The 18,968-nt window shown below is 70.9% G+C and carries 15 protein-coding genes and 2 pseudogenes; 11 read left to right on the plus strand and 6 right to left on the minus strand.

Annotated elements, in window-relative coordinates; translation table 11 throughout:
• The first annotated feature begins 2 nt into the window (after positions 1–2).
• The 8 genes and pseudogenes from hypF (at position 3) to WMF11_RS26150 (ending at position 6,972) form a co-directional block, all read left to right on the plus strand.
• Complete coding sequence (gene hypF, locus WMF11_RS26115; protein WP_437972637.1) at positions 3–2,330, plus strand: carbamoyltransferase HypF; 2,328 nt, start codon at positions 3–5, stop codon at positions 2,328–2,330.
• Between the two features lie 2 nt (positions 2,331–2,332).
• Complete coding sequence (locus WMF11_RS26120) at positions 2,333–2,578, plus strand: HypC/HybG/HupF family hydrogenase formation chaperone (protein ID WP_437911028.1); 246 nt, start codon at positions 2,333–2,335, stop codon at positions 2,576–2,578.
• Entirely contained in the window at positions 2,575–3,684 is a 1,110-nt protein-coding gene (hypD, locus tag WMF11_RS26125; protein ID WP_437972638.1) for a hydrogenase formation protein HypD, read from the plus strand. The genes WMF11_RS26120 and hypD overlap by 4 nt, the downstream gene beginning before the upstream one ends.
• Positions 3,681–4,709, plus strand: coding sequence for a hydrogenase expression/formation protein HypE (gene hypE, locus WMF11_RS26130; RefSeq protein ID WP_437979349.1), 1,029 nt, complete (start codon positions 3,681–3,683; stop codon positions 4,707–4,709). Before hypD ends, hypE begins: the two co-directional genes overlap by 4 nt.
• A 360-nt stretch (positions 4,710–5,069) precedes the next feature.
• Positions 5,070–5,282 (plus strand): annotated as a pseudogene (locus WMF11_RS26135) (DUF4360 domain-containing protein); the annotation flags it as partial.
• A gap of 25 nt (positions 5,283–5,307) precedes the next feature.
• Positions 5,308–5,712: pseudogene (locus WMF11_RS26140) on the plus strand (DUF4360 domain-containing protein); the annotation flags it as partial.
• A gap of 115 nt (positions 5,713–5,827) precedes the next feature.
• Complete coding sequence (locus tag WMF11_RS26145) at positions 5,828–6,445, plus strand: DUF4360 domain-containing protein (RefSeq protein ID WP_437902018.1); 618 nt, start codon at positions 5,828–5,830, stop codon at positions 6,443–6,445.
• Between the two features lie 152 nt (positions 6,446–6,597).
• Entirely contained in the window at positions 6,598–6,972 is a 375-nt protein-coding gene (locus tag WMF11_RS26150) for a hypothetical protein (RefSeq protein ID WP_437902020.1), read from the plus strand.
• A gap of 328 nt (positions 6,973–7,300) precedes the next feature.
• Here WMF11_RS26150 and WMF11_RS26155 read toward each other — a convergent pair whose 3' ends face one another.
• Entirely contained in the window at positions 7,301–8,059 is a 759-nt protein-coding gene (locus tag WMF11_RS26155; RefSeq protein ID WP_437972639.1) for a hypothetical protein, read from the minus strand.
• 715 nt (positions 8,060–8,774) lie between these two features.
• On the opposite strand from WMF11_RS26155, the gene WMF11_RS26160 reads away from it, so the two are divergent.
• Entirely contained in the window at positions 8,775–9,341 is a 567-nt protein-coding gene (locus WMF11_RS26160) for a HypE family hydrogenase expression/formation protein (protein WP_437972640.1), read from the plus strand.
• Positions 9,342–9,580: 239 nt separating this feature from the next.
• Here WMF11_RS26160 and WMF11_RS26165 read toward each other — a convergent pair whose 3' ends face one another.
• Complete coding sequence (locus tag WMF11_RS26165) at positions 9,581–10,759, minus strand: hypothetical protein (protein WP_437972641.1); 1,179 nt, start codon at positions 10,757–10,759, stop codon at positions 9,581–9,583.
• A 113-nt stretch (positions 10,760–10,872) separates the two neighbouring features.
• Here WMF11_RS26165 and WMF11_RS26170 point away from each other — a divergent pair, with 113 nt between their 5' ends.
• Complete coding sequence (locus WMF11_RS26170) at positions 10,873–12,369, plus strand: RCC1 domain-containing protein (RefSeq protein WP_437972642.1); 1,497 nt, start codon at positions 10,873–10,875, stop codon at positions 12,367–12,369.
• A gap of 18 nt (positions 12,370–12,387) precedes the next feature.
• Here the strand turns inward: WMF11_RS26170 and WMF11_RS26175 are convergent, their stop codons facing one another.
• A complete protein-coding gene (locus WMF11_RS26175) occupies positions 12,388–13,053 on the minus strand; it encodes a hypothetical protein (protein WP_437902036.1) in 666 nt (221 codons plus the stop codon).
• Between the two features lie 484 nt (positions 13,054–13,537).
• Between WMF11_RS26175 and WMF11_RS26180 the strand changes: the two genes are divergently transcribed.
• A complete protein-coding gene (locus WMF11_RS26180; RefSeq protein WP_437972643.1) occupies positions 13,538–14,263 on the plus strand; it encodes an SGNH/GDSL hydrolase family protein in 726 nt (241 codons plus the stop codon).
• A gap of 12 nt (positions 14,264–14,275) precedes the next feature.
• On the opposite strand, the gene WMF11_RS26185 is transcribed toward WMF11_RS26180, so the two are convergent.
• The 3 genes from WMF11_RS26185 to WMF11_RS26195 all read right to left on the minus strand — a co-directional run bounded on the left by WMF11_RS26185 (position 14,276) and on the right by WMF11_RS26195 (position 18,956).
• On the minus strand, positions 14,276–15,976 hold the full coding sequence (locus tag WMF11_RS26185) for an alpha/beta hydrolase family protein (RefSeq protein WP_437972644.1): 1,701 nt from the start codon (positions 15,974–15,976) through the stop codon (positions 14,276–14,278).
• Between the two features lie 467 nt (positions 15,977–16,443).
• Complete coding sequence (locus WMF11_RS26190; RefSeq protein WP_437972645.1) at positions 16,444–17,130, minus strand: hypothetical protein; 687 nt, start codon at positions 17,128–17,130, stop codon at positions 16,444–16,446.
• Positions 17,131–17,483: 353 nt separating this feature from the next.
• Complete coding sequence (locus WMF11_RS26195) at positions 17,484–18,956, minus strand: serine/threonine-protein kinase (RefSeq protein WP_437972646.1); 1,473 nt, start codon at positions 18,954–18,956, stop codon at positions 17,484–17,486.
• Between the last annotated feature and the right edge of the window lie 12 nt (positions 18,957–18,968).

Below are 18,968 nucleotides of genomic sequence, written 5' to 3' on the forward strand. Positions count from 1 at the left end.
CCGTGCCGCGACTCGCGCTCCGCGTGTACGGCATCGTCCAGGGGGTGGGCTTCCGGCCGTTCGTCTACCGGTGCGCGTCCGCGCTCGGCCTGGGCGGCTGGGTGCGGAACCGCCCCGGCGGGGTCGAGATCGAGGTGCAGGGGCCGGAGCGCAGCCTGCACGCCTTCATCGCCGACCTGACCCACGAGCCCAGCGCGCCCGCGCGCGTCGAGCGCATCGAGCTCGAGCAGCGGGCCGAGGAGGACGCCGGCCCGTTCCAGATCCTCGGCAGCGAGGCGGGCAGCGGGGCGCGCCCGTCGGTGCCCGCGGATCTCGCCGTCTGCGAGCAGTGCGCCAGCGAGGTGGACAGCGAGACCGGCCGCCGCCGCCGCTACCCCTTCACGAGCTGCGCGCAGTGCGGTCCCCGCTACACGATCCTCTCGGGGCTCCCGTACGACCGGGCCAGGACCACGATGGATCGCTTCCCGATGTGCCCCGCGTGCGCCGCGGAGTACGCGGATCCCTCGGACCGGCGCTTCCACGCGGAGCCCATCGCCTGCCCGGCATGCGGCCCGCGCGTCGAGCTCGTCACCGCAGCCGGAGACCCGATGGAGCCCGGCCTTCGGGGCTCCGGGTCGCCGGACGGCGCGCTCCGCGAGGCCGCGGCCGCGGTGCTGGCGGGGAAGGTGGTCGCGGTGAAGGGGCTCGGTGGTTTCCATCTGCTCGTCGACGCGACATCGAAGGACGCGGTCGCGCTCCTGCGCCGGCGGAAGCGCCGCGACGCCAAGCCGTTCGCGGTGATGTTCGGCTCGCTCGACGCCGTGCGCGGCGCCTGCCGTGTGTCTCCCGCCGAGGCGGACGCGCTGCGCGGCCCCGAGGCGCCGATCGTGCTGCTGCGGCGCCTCTCGCCCGCCGCCGCGCGGGTCGCCCTCGCCGACGCGGTCGCGCCGGGCACGCCGCGCCTGGGCGCGCTGCTCCCCTACACGCCGCTCCACCGGCTGGTGCTGGAGCTCGTCGGCCGGCCCGTCGTCTGCACGAGCGGCAACCTCTCGGACGAGCCTATCTGCACCGACACATCGGACGCGCTGGAGCGCCTGGGCGGCATCGCCGACCTGTTCCTCGTGCACGACCGGCCGATCGTGCGCCCCCTCGACGACTCCGTGGCCCGCTTCGGGCCGGCTGGCGTCGAGCTCCTCCGCCGCGCGCGCGGCTTCGCCCCGCTGCCTCTCCCGCTGCGGGTCGCCGCCCCGCCGATCCTCGCCCTCGGCGGCCACCTGAAGAGCACGACGGCGCTCTTCTTCGACGGCCAGGTGGTCGTCAGCCAGCACCTCGGCGACGCGCACACCGCGGACGGCGCCGCGCTCATCGAGCGCACGGCCCTCGACCTCGCGCGCCTGTTCCGGGTGCGGCCGGAGCGCATCGCCTGCGATCTCCACCCCGACTACGCCGGAAGCCGCATCGCCGAGCAGCTCGCGGCGGCCTTCCGCGCGCCGCTCGTCCGGGTGCAGCACCACCACGCGCACGTCGCCGCCTGCGTGGCCGAGCACGGCCTCGACGGACCTGTCCTCGGCCTCGCGTGGGACGGCGCCGGCTACGGGCTCGACGGCGCCCTCTGGGGCGGCGAGGCGCTGGTCGTGGACGGGGCGTCTTTCCGCCGCGCGGCGCACCTCCGCTCCTTCCCGCTGCCGGGCGGCGAGCGCGCGATGAGGGAGCCGCGCCGCTCCGCGCTCGGGCTGCTCTGGGAGCTCCTCGGCGAGGGCGCCCGGGACCACGCGCGCGCCTGGTTCCGCGAGGCCGAGCTCGGCCCGCTGTTCTCCATGCTCGCGCGCGGGACGGGCTCGCCGCGCACGACGAGCGTGGGGCGCCTGTTCGACGGGGTGGCGGCGCTCGCGGGCCTGCGCGGGGCGGCCAGCTTCGAGGGGCAGGCCGCCATGGAGCTGGAGTGCCTGGCCGAGGCGGCCGGTGAGCAGGCGGGTTATCCGCTGCCGCTGCGCGCCGGCGCGCCCGGGATGCCGGCGGTGCTCGACTTCGGCCCGCTGATCGACGCGGTGCTGGGCGATCGGCGTGACGGTGTGCCGCCGGGCGTCATCGCGGCCCGCTTTCACGCGGCGCTGGTGGACGTCGCCGAGGCGCTCGCTGCCGCGAGCGGCCTCGGGCGCGTCGTGCTCGCGGGCGGGTGCTTCCAGAACGCGCTCCTCGCCGCGTCGATCCGCGAGCGCCTCGCGGCGCGGGGCGTCGAGGTCTTCACGCCGAGGCTCTACCCGCCGGGCGACGGCGGCCTGTCGCTCGGCCAGGTCCTCGTGGCCGCGCGGCGCGGCACAGACGCGGAATCGGACGTGGTGGAGGTGTGACGATGTGCCTCGGCGTCCCCGGCAGGGTCCTCGGCGTCACGGGCGGCGACCTCCGGCTCGGCCGCGTCGCCTTCGGCGGGATCGTCAAGGAGATCTGCCTGGCCTACGTGCCGGAGGCGGAGGCCGGCGATTACGTGATCGTGCACGCGGGCTTCGCCATCAGCCGCATCGACGAGGCGTCGGCGCGACGGACGCTCTCCTATCTCGACGAGCTCGGCGCAGCGGGCGATGGGGAGGAGCCGCGATGAGGTTCATCGACGAGTACCGCGACGCGCAGCGCGTCGGGCCGTACGTGGAGGCGATCCGGCGGGTGGTCTCTCGCCCCTGGTCGATCATGGAGGTCTGCGGCGGTCAGACGCACTCCATCGTCCGCTTCGGCCTGGACGAGCTCTTGCCCCCGGAGATCACGCTCCTGCACGGCCCTGGCTGCCCGGTGTGCGTCACGCCGGTCGAGCTCATCGATCGTGCGCTCGAGATCGCCTCGCGCCGCGAGGTCACGTTCTGCTCGTTCGGCGACATGCTGCGCGTCCCCGGCTCCACCGACGACCTGTTCGCGGTGAAGTCGAGGGGCGGTGACGTGCGCGTCGTCTACTCGCCGCTCGACGCGCTCGCGCTCGCCGAGCGCCTGCCGGATCGCGAGGTCGTCTTCTTCGCGGTCGGCTTCGAGACCACGGCGCCCGCGAACGCCATGGCGGTGTTCGAGGCGCGGCGCCGCGGCATCCGGAACTTCTCCCTCCTCGTGTCGCACGTGCTCGTCCCGCCCGCGATGGAGGTGATCCTCAGGGCGCCGGATCGGCGCGTCGACGGGTTCCTCGCCGCGGGCCACGTGTGCACGGTGATGGGCATCGACGCCTACCGTCCGCTCGCCGCCGAGCACCGCGTCCCCATCGTGGTCACGGGCTTCGAGCCGCTGGACATCCTCCAGGGCATTTTCATGTGCGTCCGGCAGCTCGAGGAGGGCCGCACCGACGTGGAGAACCAGTACGCCCGCTCGGTGCGTGAGGCCGGCAACGAGGCCGCGCAGCGCATGATCCGGGAGGTCTTCGAGATCGTGCCCCGGACCTGGCGAGGCATCGGTCCCATCGCCGGGAGCGGGCTCGGGCTCCGGGCGCCGTACGCGGACCACGATGCTGAGCGGCGGTGGGCGCCGGCAGGCGACCCGGAGCCCCGGGCGTCGACCGACTGCAAGAGCGGCCTCGTGCTCCAGGGGGTGATCAAGCCGCCGGACTGCCCCGCGTTCGGTGTGCGCTGCACGCCGGAGACTCCGCTGGGCGCCACGATGGTCTCCTCGGAGGGCGCGTGCGCGGCCTACTACCGTTACCGGAGGGCGGACCCGCCGTGCGGTTCGAGATGAGCTGCCCCGCGCCGCTGCGCCAGAGGACGGTCCAGCTCGCTCACGGCGGCGGCGGGCGGCTCATGCGTGAGCTCATCGAGCACGTCTTCCTGCCCGCGTTCGACAGCGCTCCGCTCTCGGCCCGCCACGACGGCGCGGTGGTGCGGCTCGGCGGCGCGTCCCTCGCGTTCACCACGGACACCTATGTCGTGCATCCGCGCTTCTTCCCCGGAGGTGACATCGGCAAGCTGTCCGTCTATGGCACGGTGAACGACCTGGCCATGACGGGCGCCCGGCCCGCTTACCTGAGCGCCGGCTTCATCGTGGAAGAGGGGCTGTCCATCGGCGAGCTCCAGCAGATCGCGCTGTCGATGCGCGCCGCTGCGGACGCGTGCGGGGTCGAGCTCGTGACGGGCGACACCAAGGTGGTCGACCGGGGCAAGGGAGATGGGCTGTTCATCAACACCGCCGGTATCGGCGTGGTGCCCGAGGGCGTGGTCATCACGCCGCGCCGGGTCCGGCCGGGTGATGCCGTGCTCGTGTCCGGCGACGTGGGGCGGCACGGGATCGCGGTGCTGTCCGTGCGTGAGGCGCTGGCGTTCGAGGAGCCCGTGGAGAGCGACTGCGCGCCTGTCGCCGAGCTCGCTGCGGCGCTGATCGAGGCGGGGATCGACGTCCACTGCCTGCGGGATCCGACCCGCGGCGGGCTCGCGGCCGTATTGAACGAGATCGCGCTCGACGCGGGCGTCCACGTCGAGGTGGGGGAAGCGCAGATCCCCGTGGAACCTGCGGTCCTCGGGGCGTGCGAGCTCCTCGGGCTCGACCCGCTGTACGTGGCGTGCGAGGGTCGGCTCGTCGCGTTCCTGCCGGAAGCCCAGGCGGAGCGCGCCCTGGCGAGCCTGCGCGATCACCCGCTCGGCCGGGGGGCCGCGCGCATCGGTCGGGTCGTCGGCGAGGGGAAAGGGAGCGTTGTCCTGAGGACCCGGCTCGGGACCCGGCGCACGCTCGATCTGCTCTCCGGCGAGCAGCTCCCGCGCATCTGCTGAGAGCGCGGGGCGGAGCGCGCGAAGCATGCGGGCCGGGCGAGCGACGCAGCGAATCGGCTCGATGAGCACCGCTCGATGAGCGGGTGAACAGCGAGTATCGCGCACTACGGCTTCTCCGGATCCCGGCGGGAACAGGAGCCCGAGCTCAAGACGGTCCTCTCCGCGCCTTCGGCCCTCTTGCGACTGCACGGCCGTGGTGACTACATGCTGTAGTGGGAGGGCCTCGAGATCTCGATGCGTCCCCTCCTCGCCGCCGGAGGACTCATGCCGGCTGCGTGGGGCGGGATCAGAAGGCCCGTGTCGCACGGCTCGGCGGAGCGGCGCATGCCGCGCGAGTCTGTACATTGCTGGAGGACGACGATGAAGCACACGATCATCACGCTCGCGATCCTTGCCGCGGGCCTTGCCGGCACCGGATTGACTCGCACCGCACACGCGCAGGATAATCCTTCGTACGCAAGGATCCGGAGCTTCACACACGGAGGCTCGGGATGCCCGGAACGGAGCGTCGGCGCGAACATCACGGCTGACGGGCGCATACTCACGGTCTTGTACGACAAATACGTCGCGACCGTAGGCCCCGCGGTCGCGGTCGCCGAGAAGCGAAAAAAACTGCACGCTCACTGTCGAGATGGAGTTCCCGCAGGGTTTCAGCTTCTCGGTCGCCGATGTCGATTTTCGAGGCTTTGCCGACCTCGGCGCCGGGCTCGTGGGGACGCAGCGAGCTTCCTACTACTTCGCGGGTTTCCGCCCCGGCCGTGAGCCCGAGTTCAAGACGGTGCTCAGGGGGCCTTACAATGACAACTACTCGCGCCGCGACTCGCTGGGGCTGCTGGCCGCCGTATGGTCGCCGTGCGGCGCCATCGCGCCGCTCGTCATCAGGACGTCCGTCGATATCAACAACCAGCGAAATCTCACCGGGACGGGCCTTATGAGCGTGGACACAACGGATCTCAAGGTCGAGCAGATCTACCACCTGAGGTGGCGGAGGTGCCCCCGCTGACGCCACCGGATCTCGCCGGTGCGCTCGGTCGCGCGGGGCGGGGTCACCAGGCCCGCGTCACGCGGCTCTGCGGTCCCGCGCTCGCCGCGTCAGCCTGCATTGCTGGAGGACGACGATGAACCACAAGCTCACCACGATGGCGTTCCTTGCGGCGGGGCTGGCCGGGATCGGAATCACCGGCTCCTCCCACGCGCAGGACACTCCTCCGTACGCGCGCGTCCGCTCCTTCACGCACGGCGGATCGGGGTGCCCCGAACGGAGCGTCGCCGCGAGCATCACCGCCGACGGATCCATCCTCTCGTTCGACAGGTTCGTCGCGAGCGTCGGCCCCTCGGTCGAGGTCGTCGAGAAGCGGAAATTCTGCGCGCTCACTGTCGAGCTGGATTTCCCGGAGGGTTTCAGCTTCTCGGTCGCCGATGTCGACTTTCGAGGCTTTGCGGACCTCGGCGCCGGGATCGTCGGGACGCAGCGAGCTTCCTACTACTTCTCCGGTTCCCCTCCCGGCGAGGAGCCCGAGTTCAGGACGGTGCTTCGTGGACCCTACAATGCCACCTATTCCCACCGCGACGCGCTCGGGCCACACACTGCTGTATGGTCGCCGTGCGGCGCCATCGCGCCGCTCGTGATCAGGACGTCCGTCGATATCGACAACCAGCGAAATCTCACGGGGACAGGTCGGATGACCGTGAGCGAGCAGACCTACCGTCTCATGTGGCGGAGGTGCACCCGCTGAGGCCACGGGTGCTCGCCGATGCGCCGCCCGGCGCCGCGCGATCTCGTGCGGCATGTCACAACACGTGTTCTCAACGTCGGAGCGCGACAAGCGGCTCCGATGGGTCGTTCGCTCGAGGTTGATGGTCGTTCCAGGGGCAAGGGAGGGGATCCATGGCTATCGAATGGAGAGCTGCTGCTCTCGGAATTGTTGTCTCCAGCATGCTGGCGTGCGCAGCCGAGCTCGAAACGCCCGAACATGAAGAGACAGGATCAGTCGCCAGCGCCGCCGAGCAAAGTTGCGGTGGATGCGCGACGTTCGGCAATTCGGTGCGTTGCGGCACTTCCCTCGTTGGCAGCTCAAAAATCATCGTCGAGAACGGCGGCTCGATTGATGCGAGGGCAAGGCTCATCTTCTCGTACGGGTTCTCGGACCGGGAAATCGACGTCCCTGTCGGCAGACCGTACAGGCAACGTCGTTCGTTCCATGGAACGGACGTCATCATGACCAACCTCACACCCGGCTCGACGCTCTGCATGCATCATTGAGATGACGCTCGAAGACGAGCTCGAGGCGGTGCGCGAGCACCGCGGTGTCCCGCGCTCGGTCCCGGCGCGCACACCGGAGCACGCCTCATTGCCGACGAGATAGGCTCTTCGACGGATGCAGCAGCGGCCCGCGGCATCGCCGCCCACAGCACTGGCGAACTCCTCGCCATCGAGCCTGTCGTGTGCGTGCTCTGCCGTGGGGAAGCACACACCACGGGGTGGGAATGAACCGAGCTGGGTCGTGTCGAGCTCTCTCGCGTGGCATTCGATGCGAGCCCCGGCGAGCTTCCCATCACTAACCCCGAGAACCCGAGCCGTGACTGCTGGACTAGCGGACCTTGGCAAAGCTCATCGTCGTGTTTCGTCCAGATGAGACGATCCTCTGCGCGTCGTCGCGAATGCTGTCAGGCACATCGTATTTATTCTTGTTGTCTTTGTCTTCGTCGTCGATGTCGATGGCCCCCTTCCCGAGGTCGCCCAGGAAGTCGCTCGCGGCGAGCACGCCGTAGCCGATCCCGATGTCGGGGAAGCTGGCCATGGTGTCGCTCCCGTGGGTGAAGAGGCAGAAATAGAGCGTGGTGTTTCGATTGCTGACGTTCGGAAATATCGAACTCCCGAAGCTGGCGCTGCTCGAGTTCTTGTTGTCGTCGTCCTCGTTGTCGAAGTGACGCGAGAAGCTGGTCGATCCCGTCGGGCAATAGGGACCAAGCTGGAGGACAGCGTAGTAGCGCCGCGGATCGGGGGTCGACGTGAGCGGCTTGAGTTGCCTTCCGTCGAGTCGGCAGAAGCTAAATCTAGTATTTTTGTCATTCACGATCGCTCCGGTGTAGCCCCATGTATGGTTCTTGTTGTTCTTGTCCTCATCGTCCATGTAGATGTGGATGAGCTCGGATTCGTGAGGGCAGTCGGGGGTATCGGGGATGATGCCAACGTCGTACAACGTCGTCGCAGCCCGCAAGGCCGTGACGACGTCCTCGTCTCCGCCCGAGAAGCCGTCCCCGCCGAGCCCCAGATCGATCTCGTAACAGCTTGACGTCAGCAGAGCTGCGCTTGACGCAGCGAGCAGCAGGATGGATTGGGAGATCATCGTTACCCCTGAGAAGAGCCCTGTTTGCGACGCTGGCTCTCTCGTCAATATTGTTAGCAAGATGCGTGCCGGTCAATTTGCGAACGAGGTCGCACGACCGCGATTCATCCCCCTGAAGCGGTGCACGTGCGCGGCATGCTCATGGGCAGCGAGGTGGCCCGTGAGTGCCCATCGGCGTTTGCAGAAGTGGCCCCGCGCTCCGCGCTCGAGCCCCTGTGCATACCCGGAGTATGCACGACGCGGCCATCGGACGCCTCGCGACGGCTTTCGAGTTGGTGTGTCTGCCGCGGCGCTCTGTGGCTAGCCAGTCGGACTTGAGCAGCAGAAGCGGACCGAACTGCACCATGATCGCGCCGCTCAGCAGCTTGAGCCACGGTCCCACCCTCTCCTGGAATTTGCGGCGGCTCAGCGTCGCCACCGCGACGCCGACGATGACCATGTCGTCCGCCATGCAATTCCCTGCGCTACGGGCCGTCTACTCGAGTGCCGCCCCTCAGTACTGACGATCCATTTTGCCGGCTCGTGCGTCTGGGCGGGTGTGAGCCAAGAACGAAAGCAGCCGAGGTCTAGGTTCAGGGGCTCCAGCTCAACCAGGAGGACCAGCAGGCTCTGCGCCGACGCGAGAGGGGGGTCCGCTGGGCATGCTGCTCGCACGGCGGATCCAGGCCATCGGGGCAAGGGAGATGGGCTGTTCATCAACACCGCCGGCATCGGCGTGGTGCCCGAAGGTGTGGTGATCGCGCCGCGCCGCGTCCGGCCGGGTGATGCCGTGCTCGTGTCCGGCGACGTGGGGCGGCACGGGATCGCGGTGCTGTCCGTGCGTGAGGCGCTGGCGTTCGAGGAGCCCGTGGAGAGCGATTGCGCGCCAGTCCAAGGCCTCACCGCGGCGCTGCTCGCGTCGGGGATCGACGTCCACTGCCTGCGGGATCCGACCCGCGGCGGGCTCGCGGCCGTGCTCAACGAGATCGCGCGCGACGCGAGCGTCCACGTCGAGGTGGAGGAAGCGCAGATCCCGGTAGAACCTGCGGTCCTCGGGGCGTGCGAGCTCCTCGGGCTCGACCCGCTGTACGTGGCGTGCGAGGGCCGGCTCGTCGCGTTCCTGCCGGAAGCCCAGGCGGAGCGCGCCCTGGCGAGCCTGCGCGATCACCGGCTCGGCCGCGGGGCCGCGCGCATCGGTCGGGTCGTCGGCGAGGGGAAAGGGAGCGTTGTCCTGAGGACCCGGCTCGGGACCCGCCGCACGCTCGATCTGCTCTCCGGCGAGCAGCTCCCGCGCATCTGCTGAGGCCGCGAATCGAGGCGCACGAAGCCTTCGTGTCGGGCGAGCCATGCACGGATCGGGCATCGAGCGTCGCGCAGACCCAGGCCTCATGGTCCTCCCATTTCGACGAGAAGAATCGGCGGATCGGGGGCGTGCATTCGCTCGCCGCCGGGAGAAAAGACGCCAAGAAAACAATAAATCTTGGCGTCTCTTGGCGTCTCAACTTCTCGCTGTTTGCGTGCGGCTTCAACCCGTTTGTCGCTCTAGTCGGCAAGCTGCCTGGCCCACGCGATGTAGACATCGTAGCGCGGGGGATACGCGACCGTGGGCGGCTGGGCGGCGCGGCGCCGGAAGAGCTCCAGCGCGTGTGCGGCGAGGCCACGGCTGATCTCCGCCGCCTCCGACGCGGTGACGGCCGGCGGACCGGGCTCGTTCTTCAGGCGCCGCTCCGCGAAGGGGTGCGCGCCGTCGGCGACCTGGCGGAACACCTTGGCGACCTTCCACGAGGTGATGGCGCAGAGGTCGTCCACGTGGCTGTCCGCCCGCACCCAGGGCGAGCGCAGGTGCCCCGAGCCGTCGGCGATGGCGCGCAGGCGCAGCAGCGTGCGCTCGGCCTCGGCCGGCTCGTTCGAGGCGAGCAGGGCCTCGTAGCGCAGCGGCAGGAGGCCTGGGATCGCCACCCCGTACGCCAGCAGGAGGTCGAGCATCGGCAGCGCCTCCGGGTAGGCAGCGCGCGAGACCAGGCGCGTGACCCAGCGCTCGATCACGCCCATGGCGCCCTCGCGCCAGAGCCCCACGCCCTGGCGGCACACGGGCAGCACGTGCTGCACGAGCAAGCGATGAATGCCGAGCACCTTCGTCGGGTTCTCGCGCATGGCATCGCGCAGCCAGTAGAGCGCCTCCAGGCGCTCGAGGGGGCTGGCGCTGCCCAGGAATTCGAGCGGTATCTTCACGAGCTCCACGGTCGAGAGCGCGCTCTTCCTCGCGAAGGCCTCCTTCTGCGCGGCCGGGATCGCGCCGCGGGCGAACGGGTGCTCGCCGTGGATCGACTCGGCGAAGGAGGCGGAGCATCGACACGCGAGGGCCTCGAGCGCATCCGGCAGGGACGCCTCGAGCGTGCGCAGCGCCGACGCCACGGCGTCCGCCTCGAGCAGGCGCTGCATGGGCGCCCACACCGCGCCGTCGAAGTCGGAGAGCGTGGGCAGCAGGACCTCGAGCGCTCGCGCGCGCTCGTCCGGCAGGGCCTGCGCCCAGAGCCGGCCGCACAGGCGCTTCCACTCGGACGCGTGCTCCTCGAGCACGCCGCGGCTCGTGGTCAGGCGGATCCTTGGCCCATCGAGGCTCACCTCGTACGGAGGCGCCGTGTCGCCGGGCGCGAAGCTCGCGCCGAACGCGGAGATCAGGCTGTGGACGGCATCGACCGGCGACGGCGCGGGGGACATCGGCCCGGTGTATATCCGCGCCCGCCGCGGGTCGCCAGCGTGGCCCTTCCCCTCTTGCCCTCCGTGCGGTAAGGCTGTTTGAGGGACGCTGGGAGTGTAGCCGGATGCTTGAAATGAAGAGAAACACCCAGACGCGACCGAACTTCTGCTCCTTTCTCGTCGTCGCCGCCACCCTCGCTGCGGGGGCGGGATGCACCGCTGCTGACCGGCGCTTCTCGGACAGCGGCGCGGGTGGCGGAACGGGCGGCGGTCCGATCGATGCGCAGGGCGGCGGGGGCGCCGGCGCGTCTGGCGGCAGCGGCGGGGGCGCGTCCGGCGGCGGGGGCGAGGGCGGCGGGGGCGCGTCCGGCGGCGGGGGCGAAGGCGGCGGGGGCGCGTCCGGCGGCGGGGGTGATCCTGGATGCCAGATCCCGCCGGACAGCCCCACGCTCGCCGACGCCATCATGGTGGCCGCGGGCGGCAGCCATACGTGCGCGATCCGGCATGACGGCTCTCTCGCCTGCTGGGGGGACAACTCGTTCGGCCAGCTGGGTGTTCCGCAGGCGATGGCGGTCTCCTCGAGCACGCCGGTGAGCGTGCGGTTTCCCGCGTCGCTCGGCGCGGCGACGATCACGCAGATCGCGCTGACCGAGCAGGCGACCTTCGCCATCGACAGCCAGCTCCGACTCTGGGCCTGGGGAAACAACGAGACCGGCATCCTCGGGAATGGCTCCAAGGACGCGATGGCCCACGACGTGCCCGCGATCGTCAATGACGGTGCGGCCCCGCTGCTCGTGCGCAAGATCGCACCGGAGTGGTACTCGGCGTGCGCGCTCACCTCGACCAGCAGCATCTACTGCTGGGGGTCCAACCTGTTCTCGAGCCTCGGGCCGGAGGCGACCGGCGAGGAGAGCCTCGTCCCGGTGAAGGCGTTCAACTTCACCGCGACGGCCGGTCCGAGGGCCATCCTCGCGCGGGGCATCGGCTCGATAGGCACCTGCTTCTCGACCGGGGCCGCGGAGGACGGGCTGCGTTGCTGGGGCGCGATGGGCGGCGGATACATCCTCACGAACACCGCCGCCGGCTCCGAGGGCGGCGCGAACTACAGCGCGCACATGCCGCTGATCGCGGCGGGAGCGAAGCTGCCCTTCTCCGAGATCTCCTATGGCACGAACTTCGGCTGTGCGCGCGATGACGTGGGAGGCCTCTTCTGCTGGGGGACGAACAACAGCTCAGGTCAGCACGGCGCCGAGGCTCCCCCGGCCGGGACGGCGGCCGCGATCCCGGGTGTCTGGGGTCCGATGTCCACCGGCTACGTCTTCGTCTGCGCGATCGACGACCAGAGGCAGCTCCGCTGCCGTGGCAGCAACGAGCAAGGGCAGCTCGGTCGCAGCACGCCGACCAGGGCCGATCCCATGCGAATGGACCCCGTCGTCCTCGGCGACGGCACCGCGCTCGCCAAGGTCGTCGCGGTGAGCGCCGGCTTCTTCCACACCTGCGCGATCGTCGAGGGGGCGTGCGGCCCCACCGGCCCTGGCCAGGTCCTGTGCTGGGGCAGAGGCACCCTGGGTCAGCTCGGCGACGGCGCCGGGGCGAGCTCCACGGTCCCCGTCGAGGTGAAGGCGCCCTGACGCCACCTGTCCGTGCCGCTACCCAAGGAGCGGCCGGAACACATCGGGCAGGACACCTCGATTTGCGGCGCGCCCGAGCGCGTCGCGGCACGCGGCGCACCCCGGCGCGTGCTCGCGGTAGCTCGGCGTGAGGCCGTCCGTGCGGAAGATGCCGGCAGCCGCGGCCTCCGTGTCCGGGTGCACGTGGAACTGGACCGGCACGCCGAGCGCAACCAGCGGCGCGCCGTCGCTCCGCAGCACGTAAAGCGAGTAAGGCGTGTCATCGCCCGTGCGCCACCCGTCGATGGAGAAGAGATACGGCGCCTCGCCCGCGGCGTCGGCGTGCCGACGAAGAAAGCCCACGTCGCCCGCATACGAGACGAGCTCGTCGAGGTCGGTCGCCACCGAGACGGGGATCGGGTGCTCCAGCCATCGCTCGAGCGCGAGCCACGCGGCCCCGAGGACCGCCGGGTCGGCCGCGGCGTGCTCGTCCACAACGAACGCGCGGTCCACGGCGCTCGCCTCCGAGGGACCGCGCACGCCGTAGACCGAGGCCAGCGCCGAGAGCGCGATCTCGGCGTCGAGCGGCGCGCCGCCTCGCTCCTGGTCGCACGCCGCCGCGAAGGCCGCGGCGTCGATCTGGGTCGCGAGGCCCGCGCGGCGCAGGCTCGCGAGCGCTTCCTCGGGGCGGAGGGGGGTCGTCATGTGCTCATGTCCTCCGTCCAACCCCGCCGCGGGATCGCGGCGCATCCGCAGGGCACCATCGTTCGATGATGCACGATCCCGCCGTGGAAAGATACGCCCCGGGGGCGCACCCGATGGGCAACGTCCTTCCCCTCACCTCACCCTGGCTCGCCCTGCGAGCGTGTCGACCGAGCGTCGGATCCCCGTCACGACATCGGTCCACTCCTCATTCCGATCGTTCGTCTCACAGGACAACGGGCTTCCGCCCCTCGGGAGCGCCTGAAGCTCGGCGAGCGGCGCCGCCGTCCAGTCGAACGGCGTGAGGCTGATTGTGTGGGCACCACGAGGCTCGCGGGTGGCGCCGCAGCCCGGTTCGGACGGATGGCGCGCCGTGAATCGACGGATCGTCCACGTCACCATGCCCCTTGACTGGGCCCGTGTTCAGACCGCGAGGAGCGATTCGAAGGATATCTAGATCGGCGATCGCGTGATGCTATCCTTCTTGATGCGCTCGATCCGCCCGCTTCTCCTGCCCGTTTTGCTCCTGCTCGGCGGGGTTCTCCTCGCCTTGCTTCTGCTCGGCAGCTATCCACGGAGCGCGATCATCGGTGCCAGCGAGGATGTCGCGCCCACGCGCGGGCTCGAGGAGATCCGCTATCTGGCGCTCGGCGACTCGTTCACGGCGGGGACCGGGAACCCGCCGTCCGACGCGTTCCCCTCGCGCCTCGCTGACCTTTGGCGCGCGCAGGGCCGCCGGGTGACCCTCAAGAACGTGGCGGTCAACGGCTACACAACCGAAGACGTGCAAGAGCGGGAGATCCCGGAGGTGGCGCCATTTCGCCCCACGTTGGTGACGCTCGCGGTGGGCGCCAACGACTACGTGCGTCGCTGGAGCGCGGACGTCTACCGTTCGCGCGTGCGCGCGCTCCTCCGAGCGATCATCGACGCTGGCGTCGGGCCGGATCGGATCGTGGCGCTCCCGCAGCCCGATTGGTCGCTCTCTCCGGCCGCCGCTTCGTTCGGAGATCCGCGGCAGATCGGCGCGGGCATCGTCGCCTTCAACACCATTCTGCGCGACGAGGCAGGAGCCGCCGGCGTGCGCTACGTGGACCTCTATCCGCTCATGCACAAGCAGGCGGAGGCGAAGATGCTCGCCAGCGACGGCCTGCACCCCTCGGCGCGCGCGCACGCCGAGTGGGCGGCGGCGCTCTACGAGCAAGTAGAACCCTGAGGTTTCGGGCCGCTACTTCTCCTCGTTCTTCTCGTGGTTCACCATGTCGAGGAGCTGCCCGGCGACGGTCTCCTCCACCCGGATCGGCATGACCCCGAAGCCCTCTGCCACCGCGTCCTGCTCGAACAAGAAGCGCCGCAGCACCTCGGTCGGATACTCCTCGAGCGGCAGCGCGTACGCCCCGTACGGCGTGCCGTCGAGCGCCAGCGCGTGGTGCGCCCGTGCGTTGACGCCGCGGAAGCTGTGGCACTTGACGCACCCTTGTTCGCCGATCAGCGCCTCGCGCAGCCCGCCGGTGAGCGAGCGGAGCGGCGCGAGCGGATCGCTCTCTACCCAGTGAAAGCTCGCCGCATCGAGCCCGAATGCCGCGTAGGTCTTGTTCCCCAGGTCCGCGGGCAGCGGCGTCCGGAAGTGCAGGAACGCGCCGAGCGGCCGGATCATCATCGGCATCGGCTCCTCGCCCTTGATCCACGAGTAGGCGCGCTTCAGCCGGTAGAAGTCGACGATGCGGTAGAGATTGTCCTCGTCGTCGAGTCCGACCACGATGACCGCCTGCGCCTTCTTCAGCACCTCGCGAGAGAAGTACTGTTGCTCGCCCCGAAGGTTCGAGACCACCAGCCAGTCCCCCTCGCCCACCTCGGACTTCGGCCGCTCGGCCAGGTAGGCGAGCAGATCGATGGCCTGATACGTCTTGCCGGGCAGGGGGTAGCGCTCGAGCCCCCCTTTGCCGAGGAGGCCGCTGATCGTCTCCCGCAGCGCGGCGTCGACCGGGTAGGTGGCGATGGCCCGGGGATCCTTGCGGAGCTCCGCCATGTCGCGCGGCGGCCGTGAACCCCAGCGGCGGAGCACGCCGAAGGGGTTGTCGATGGGGAGGTCCTTGAGGCCCGAGGCGACGAAGGGGAACACAAGATCGCCGACCATGTCTCCCCTTCCGCCCCAGTGCACGATGCTGTGCGCATCGCGCCTGGGGACGACAAAGTAGTCGATGTCGGGCGCGCCCGCGTTCTGGAGCGCGCGCGCGAAGGGGCGAGCGAGGCGCGCCCAGCCGACGTCCTCCTCCGCGCCGAACAGCATCAGGAACGGCGGCGCATCGGACCGCGCGTACGTGATGGGCGAGGACTCCCTGCGATCTTCGACCGAGGCCGCGAAGAACGCCGCGTCGGGGTGCCCCTCGAGCGCCGCCTCGCCGAGGTCGTAGGTGCCACGCAACAGGATGACGCCATCGACGCGCCCGGGATCCATGCCGGCCCCCTCGAGGAGCCGCCGATCGAGCGCAAGGAGCGATGCCATCCACGCGCCGAGGCCGCGGCCGGCGAGGACCACGCGCGTCGGGTTGCGCGCGTTCGTGATCTCTTGCAAGACCCGGGCGACGTCCGCCGCGCACGCGCGCAGCGTGTAGCCGGCGTGGATGTTGAACGAGAGGGCGGCGGCGGCCACCCCGTTTCGCTGCAGGGAGTCGCCTACGTTCGCGGCGAAGGCGAGTCGCTCGTCGGGCTGCGAGGGCTCGTTCCCCTGCAAGAGGACGACCAGCGGGCCGCGCTTGCTCGCGCGCGGCGGGGCGTAGAGATCGACGCTGACGTTCGGCCCATCAGGCCCCTTCCGCTGCATCCAGGCGTATGTCACCGTGGCTGCGGAGCGGGCTCCAGCGCCTGCGCGCCGCTTGAGGAGCTGTGTGCCGAGGACGATGAGCGCCGCGAGGAGGCCGACGCCCACCCATTGCCGCGTTCGACCTAGCCATTGCCACGTTCGACCCAGCCATTGTCGCGCTCGGATACCCAACATCGGTCCGCTCTGGTGCCCGACGTCGAGCGCGTCAAGCGGCAGCGTCGCCGGTCGCCTCCCAGCGACACAGAGATGATGTCCAAGCACCTCGATGGCACGCGGCGGGCGCAATCCTCGTGAATGCGGCCGACGGAAGCGCGGTATCGTGGATTACGACGACACGTCGGTCAAGGTGTCGATCGTGAATGTCGCCGGCTGCGCCGCCTTCGACGGAACCCCGGGGCCCTCGTGGAATACCTTGGTGATGAAGGCTGCGTTGATCACCCCACGTCGTCGTCAGCGTGTGTTCGCTCGGCCTCGTGGAACGCCGCGGGCGGAAGAGCGGGCAGCTGCCATGTGCGGCAAGCTCTCTTTTCCTTTTTTCAGAACGAAAGCGCGCTGCCCCTCGCTGGCCCCCCTCAGGGCTGCAGCGCTCTGCAGTGGATCTCCAGGACCCGGATCTTCCCCTCGACCGTATCGTACCTGAGATCCAGCCCCGTCAGCACCTGCTGGGCCGGGCAGTTCAGGGTCACGTTGTTCCCGGCGTACCCGATCGCATAGCTCGTGTGGGAAGACGCGGCGAGGTCGAGGGCCGTATTGGCCGCGTTCCTGGGAGCGTAGTTGATGCGCACGTCCTTCACATAGGTGTTGGCGCCGTCCACCTTGAGCCGCAGACCCGTGGGGTAGTTGGCGACCGGGATGGCGGTGCTGAGCGCGCCGGTGCGGAAGCCGCCCGGCCACGAGAAGATGGTCTCCGCGTCGATCGCGCCGGTCCGCGGGAGGTTGGGCAGCAAGAGGTCGAACTCCCGGCACACGCCGGACATCCGGGCGATGAACTCGTCAGGTTCGGCGAGGGGCTCCTGGAACGCGCTGAGGTCGGTCAACATGAATCCAGCGCCATTATCGATGTGGCAGTGGATATACTCCCAGGCCGAGAGGTTTGCGTTCAGGCCCGAGTCCCAGCGCTCGTTGTCCGCGGCGTTGCTGACGGTCCAGGTCTCCGAGAGGGACGGGGCGTCCTCCATGAGCTCGGGGTCGGCCGCCTCGACGGCGCAGCCGGCGGCGAACAGGGCGGCGAGGGGGAACGCAGAGCGAATGATGCGCATGACGAGATCTCCTCAGCTCTCTCGAGCTTTCTGGTTGTCGAAGCGGAGGCAGCCCGCCGCGCAGCGCGCCGGGAGCGGCGCGGCCGCGGCGGCGCCTCGCGGCGGAGCCTCATCGCAAGCGCCTTGCCAGCGCGCGGCGCTGGCGACCTCGCGTTGCCCCCCGAGGGCGATTCCCACCGATCACCCGAAAGCGACGCGCCGCCGACGCGCCCCTCGCCGTGCTCGCAGCAGGACGGCTCCGCGCCGCAGGGGTGCCCCGCCTGCCACATCCCGGCTGTCCCCTGTCACACCGCCCCTGTGACACCCTGTGGCAGCGGCCGTGTCAACGCGCCGCCCGCGTCAGGCCGCGGCGCTCACGACACCACCCGGCGCAGCGCGCCGCCCTCTCCCCGGAGCGGCGCGCGGTCGATCTCCCCCGCGTCCCCGGCGAGCCCCTCGGCGAACGCGTCGGTCACGAACACGCCCGCCCCGGTCGCGGCGGGCGCCCAGCCGCGCAGCGCCTCGGGCTCGGCCGCGTGCAGCGCGAGGCGCGGGAGGACCTCGGGGCTCGCGCCGGCCCGCGCGCCGAGCTCCGCCCAGAGCTCCAGGGCCCAGCCGAGCGCCCGCTCCGGCGCGCGATCGTACGGCGCGGGCAGCGCCGCCAGCAGCGCGTCGGCGCTCTCGACGACGAGCGTCGCCCCGAGCCCGACGAGCGCCGCGCGCGCCGCCTGGACCAGGCGCTCCACGTCGGCGAGCGCCTCGTCGCCGGCGTCGTCCGGCGCCGAGAGCCGGGCCTCGACGAGCAGCGCGGCGCGCGGCTCCCCCGGCGCGCACCGCCCCTGCGCGCAGGCGCCCGCGAGGCGAGCGTCGGCCGGCGAGCGCGCCGCGGGCGCCACGGTCTGGCGGCCCGGCACGGCGACCGCCTGGCGGAGCGCGGCGAGCAGCTCGGGCACACCCGCGTACCGGTCCGCCGGCTCCTTGGCGAGGCAGCGGCGCACCACCGCGCCGAACACGGCCGACACGGGCGCGCGGTCGCTCGGGCAGGGCGGCGGCGCGCGCAGGTGCATCTCCTCGGTCTCGACCGCATCGGCGCCCTGGAACGGCAGCTCGCCCGTCACGAGCTGGTAGGCGAGCAGGCCCACCGCGTAGATGTCCGTGCGCGCGTCCACCGCGCCGCCGAGGATCTGCTCCGGGGCCATCGTGAGCGGCGTGCCGAGGATCAGGCTGCTGCTCTTGGCGCCGCGCGCGGCGCCAAGAGGGCGGAGGAGCTTGGCGATGCCGAAGTCGACGAGCTTCACGCCCGGCGCCCCGATCCCGCCCGCGCCAGGGCAGACCATGACGTTCTGGGCCTTCACGTCGCGGTGCACGACGCCGATCGCGTGCGCGGCGGCGAGCGCGCCGCCGACCCCCTCGAGCAGGGCGACCGCCTCGGGCGGCGAGAAGGCGCCCCGCGCGCTCAGCTCCGCCGCGAGGCTCCGGCCCTCGATCCACTCCATCGCGATGTACGGCCGGCCGTCGTCCAGGGCGCCCACGCCGCGGACCTCGACGATCGCCGGGTGCTTGAGCCGCGCGAGCACCTCCGCCTCCCGCTGGAAGCGCCGGAGGATCGCCGGCAGGAGCGACAGGCCGCGGCGGAGGACCTTCAGGGCGACCGGCGCGCCTCCCCCGACCGGGACGGCCCGGTGAACGACGCCGAAGCCGCCTCCGAGCCGCACGTCGTCGAGCACGTAACCCCCGACCACCGCCCCTGCGGGGAGCGCGTCGCCGGCGGCGCTCGCCTCGAGCTCCAGCGGTCGGCCCGAGATGACGGCTGTCTCGTCCTGGTTGGGCTCGGCAGGCGTCCGCATGGCACCTACCCC

The organism is Sorangium sp. So ce295, assembly GCF_051527405.1.
Taxonomy (GTDB): Bacteria; Myxococcota_A; Polyangia; order Polyangiales; family Polyangiaceae; genus Sorangium; species Sorangium cellulosum_B.

Bases quoted from the DNA above. Each gene is read 5' to 3' on its own strand.
- WMF11_RS26175 (WP_437902036.1), bottom strand. From the start codon at position 13,053: ATGACGACCCCCCTCCGCCCCGAGGAAGCGCTCGCGAGCCTGCGCCGC.
- WMF11_RS26155 (WP_437972639.1), bottom strand. From the start codon at position 8,059: ATGATCTCCCAATCCATCCTGCTGCTCGCTGCGTCAAGCGCAGCTCTG.
- hypE (WP_437979349.1), top strand. From the start codon at position 3,681: ATGAGCTGCCCCGCGCCGCTGCGCCAGAGGACGGTCCAGCTCGCTCAC.
- WMF11_RS26120 (WP_437911028.1), top strand. From the start codon at position 2,333: ATGTGCCTCGGCGTCCCCGGCAGGGTCCTCGGCGTCACGGGCGGCGAC.
- WMF11_RS26150 (WP_437902020.1), top strand. From the start codon at position 6,598: ATGGCTATCGAATGGAGAGCTGCTGCTCTCGGAATTGTTGTCTCCAGC.
- WMF11_RS26145 (WP_437902018.1), top strand. From the start codon at position 5,828: ATGAACCACAAGCTCACCACGATGGCGTTCCTTGCGGCGGGGCTGGCC.
- WMF11_RS26195 (WP_437972646.1), bottom strand. From the start codon at position 18,956: ATGCGGACGCCTGCCGAGCCCAACCAGGACGAGACAGCCGTCATCTCG.
- WMF11_RS26165 (WP_437972641.1), bottom strand. From the start codon at position 10,759: ATGTCCCCCGCGCCGTCGCCGGTCGATGCCGTCCACAGCCTGATCTCC.
- WMF11_RS26170 (WP_437972642.1), top strand. From the start codon at position 10,873: ATGAAGAGAAACACCCAGACGCGACCGAACTTCTGCTCCTTTCTCGTC.
- WMF11_RS26180 (WP_437972643.1), top strand. From the start codon at position 13,538: ATGCGCTCGATCCGCCCGCTTCTCCTGCCCGTTTTGCTCCTGCTCGGC.
- hypD (WP_437972638.1), top strand. From the start codon at position 2,575: ATGAGGTTCATCGACGAGTACCGCGACGCGCAGCGCGTCGGGCCGTAC.
- WMF11_RS26190 (WP_437972645.1), bottom strand. From the start codon at position 17,130: ATGCGCATCATTCGCTCTGCGTTCCCCCTCGCCGCCCTGTTCGCCGCC.